Genomic DNA, 2,857 nt, shown 5'->3' with positions numbered 1-2,857 from the left:
GGAGGCGTAGCTGACCACCCCGTTCCCCATGCGGATGGCATAGGTGAAGCTGTCGGCGCCGACCTCGCCCTCGTTCAGATGGTCGAAGGCCTGGCCCGGGTCGTAGACGACCTTGCCGCCCTCAAAACGCACCGTGGCGCCGCTCGCCAGGGTCATCGCCACGTCCGGGGCGGTGTAGACGCCGGGATCGGCCTGGTCCAACGACCAGAGCGCCTTCCCACCGCCGCCGGCGTCGTTGGCCATGACATCGATCGTGATGACCTGGTTTTCCCCGCCCGAAGCTGCGTCGGCCTTGGCTTGCGGCCCCGCCTTCACGTTTTGCGCAGCCTTGGTTGTGGTGCTCGCGGCCTTCGACATGCAATGATCCCCCATGTTTTGTTTGAACGCACTTCATGGACAGTCTGCGTTTCGAAAGACGGGAAGTCATTATCCTGGGGTTCTACGAATCTTGACCCAGCGTTACACTTTCATCACCTGGCGGTTGAAGGCGTCGGACGCTTGTATGTTGGGCTGCGGAGCGCCCATTCGCGGCATTCGGCGCAAGGCGCGCAGCGAAGGGGATCGCCATCTCTAAGTCGTCGGCTGTGCGGAGGGACCTGTGGGTTCTCGACGCCCGTGAGCAGGCCGACGCCGCCGAGCAGTACCGGCGGGCCTGCGCAGGCATCTTCGCGGTTGAGCTATCGGGGGCCGACGCCAGCTTCTCCAATCGCATGGACAGCTATCACATCGAGGCGGCGATATTCTCCCGTTGCGAGGGCGTGGCGCAGCGGTTCGACCGGTCTCCCGCTCACCTGCTGGCGGACGGCGGCGACAATGTGCAGGTGGTTCTCGACCTTCCCGGCAATCGGTGGGAGGGCGATTACGACGGGCGGCTCGTCGATAGCAGAATGGGCGTCCTGCGCCTGATCGACTGGTCGCGGCCGTTCCAGTTTCGCGCCGACGCGTTCCGCACGCTCAATCTGATGCTGCCGCGAGCGTTGCTTGGCCCTGCGGCAGGTTTCGACCTCCATGGTTTGGTCGCGCCGGAGAACAGCCCAAGCGCCCGGCTGCTGGCGGGGTTCATGCACGCGCTCTGGGAGAATCTCCCCCATCTGACCGCCGCCGAGGCGCGGCCGATGGCCACGGCGGCGAGCGCCCTCGTTCAAGCGTTGATCTTCTCCCAAGCTGGCGTCGCCTGGGAGGACGCGCGGCCAGCCGACAAGGTCAGCATGGTTCGGGCGCGGAGCCTGATCGACGCGCGGCTCGATGACCCGGACCTCACGCCCGAATGCGTCGCGGCCGAATTGGGCGTCTCTCGCGCCAAGCTTTATCGGTTGTTCAAGCCACTCGGTGGCGTCAGCGCCTTCGTGCAGGTCCGCCGCCTGGACCACGCCTTCCGCACGATCATGGAGGACAAGGCTGGCGCGGTTTCGCTCAGCGAGGTCGGCTATCGGCACGGCTTCCGCTCCGACGCCAACTTCAATCGGGCCTTCCGCCGCCGCTTTGGCGCGCCGCCCGGACGACTGCGCAACGCCGCCGAGGGGGGCGAGCCACTTAATGATTATCGCCGGCCCGATCTCATTTGGGATTGGCTTAGAGACCTCTAGCCGGCGGAGCTGCGGCGCCCCGTCCCCTGACTGTCGCCGATTTGCGGCCTTCGACGCCGCCTACGCCCAGCCCCAGGCCGGACCGAAAAGCCGACGGATATCCCGCTGTCCCGGCAAAGGTGCTCCCCTCCCCCGCATGTCCGGAAACCCTCACGCGTCCCGGAGCAGACGATATCCAAGACCAGGGACCAGGCGCATGAGGCGGCGGAGCACGAGACTTCGGCCGACGAAGACTTCGCTCTTGTCGCTTCGGAGGGCTCCGATCAGGCGGGCGGCGGCCTCATCAGGCGTCATCTTCGCGCCGCCGCGCCCCCGGGTCATGTCGGTGGCGACCAGGGGCATGACGACATCAAGCACGCGGACCTGCGGAGCTTCGTCCTCACACTGATACCGCAAGGCGCGGCTGAAGGTCCGAAGGGCGGCTTTCGTCGCGCAGTAGCCGGGCGCTGATTTCTTCGGTGCGATCGCCAGGCCGCTCGTCACATTCACGACCGCCGCGTGGGGGTGGCGCGCCAGGACCGGCAGCAACCCGGCGCACAAGGCGACCGGCGCCTGGAGGTTGACGGCGATCTCCCGCCTGAGCGCCGCAAGGGAGGCATGCGCCTCGCCGGCGATGAAGTCCGCAGACACCTGAACGCCGGCGTTGTTGATCAGCACGGAAAGCTCCGGGTGGCTCGATCTCAACCCGGCGATGGCGGAGTCCAGGGCCTGCGGGTCCGCCAGGTCGAGGCTGTAGGTCGTGACCTGCCCCGGATGGGCGGCCGCGAGCTGGTCAAGCTGTGCGCCATCGCGGCCCATTGCGATCACGTGCGCGCCCAGGCCGGTGAGCAGGCGGGCCATTTCCCGACCTATGCCACGGGCGCCCCCGGTTATGAGGACCGTTCGTCCAACCAACTCCATGCAAGGCTCCTGCTGAGGGTGTTCGGCCAAGACCGTGAACCTGGGTCAAGGCCCAAGCCGGGGCCTGACCGGAGACGCGGAATGGAGCTCAGCCTAGCGGCTTCCCGGCTCCCCCCTATTATCCACGGCTAATGACAGCCGAATCATCGCAGCTGCTTCGCACCCTGAGCGCACTGGCCGGCACGGAATTGCCGGAGGCCTCCGATCTTCTGGCGGGGTGCTCGCTGCGAGTGTTCATGGCGGGCGAGCCGGTTTTCCACCAGGGTGAGCCCGACGGCTACATCAGGCTTCTGGTGAACGGCCTCGTGAAGCTGGCTTACGAGGACCCGCAGGGTCGCGCCTTCACCAAATCCATCCTGCAGGACGGCGAG

Annotated in this window: 4 protein-coding genes; 2 read left to right on the top strand and 2 right to left on the bottom strand. The window is 66.7% G+C overall.

The features are described from left to right. Positions 1-357: Ig-like domain-containing protein (locus RMO97_RS11875; protein WP_310541281.1), on the bottom strand; the 357-nt coding region annotated here is incomplete at its 3' end. A 227-nt stretch (positions 358-584) separates the two neighbouring features. On the opposite strand from RMO97_RS11875, the gene RMO97_RS11870 reads away from it, so the two are divergent. Beyond that, positions 585-1,586 (top strand): helix-turn-helix domain-containing protein, encoded by a 1,002-nt coding sequence (locus RMO97_RS11870; protein ID WP_310541280.1) that lies wholly within the window; start codon positions 585-587, stop codon positions 1,584-1,586. A 150-nt stretch (positions 1,587-1,736) separates the two neighbouring features. Here RMO97_RS11870 and RMO97_RS11865 read toward each other — a convergent pair whose 3' ends face one another. Next, a complete protein-coding gene (locus RMO97_RS11865; RefSeq protein WP_310541279.1) occupies positions 1,737-2,486 on the bottom strand; it encodes an SDR family NAD(P)-dependent oxidoreductase in 750 nt (249 codons plus the stop codon). 131 nt (positions 2,487-2,617) lie between these two features. Here RMO97_RS11865 and RMO97_RS11860 point away from each other — a divergent pair. Then, a partial coding sequence (locus RMO97_RS11860; protein ID WP_310541278.1) for a cyclic nucleotide-binding domain-containing protein occupies positions 2,618-2,857 on the top strand: 240 nt, incomplete at its 3' end.

This window comes from Phenylobacterium sp., assembly GCF_031425575.1.
In the GTDB taxonomy this organism is placed as follows: Bacteria; Pseudomonadota; Alphaproteobacteria; order Caulobacterales; family Caulobacteraceae; genus Phenylobacterium.
The sequence above is the reverse complement of the archived record's forward strand: the minus strand, read 5'-3'. Positions and strand labels throughout refer to the sequence as shown.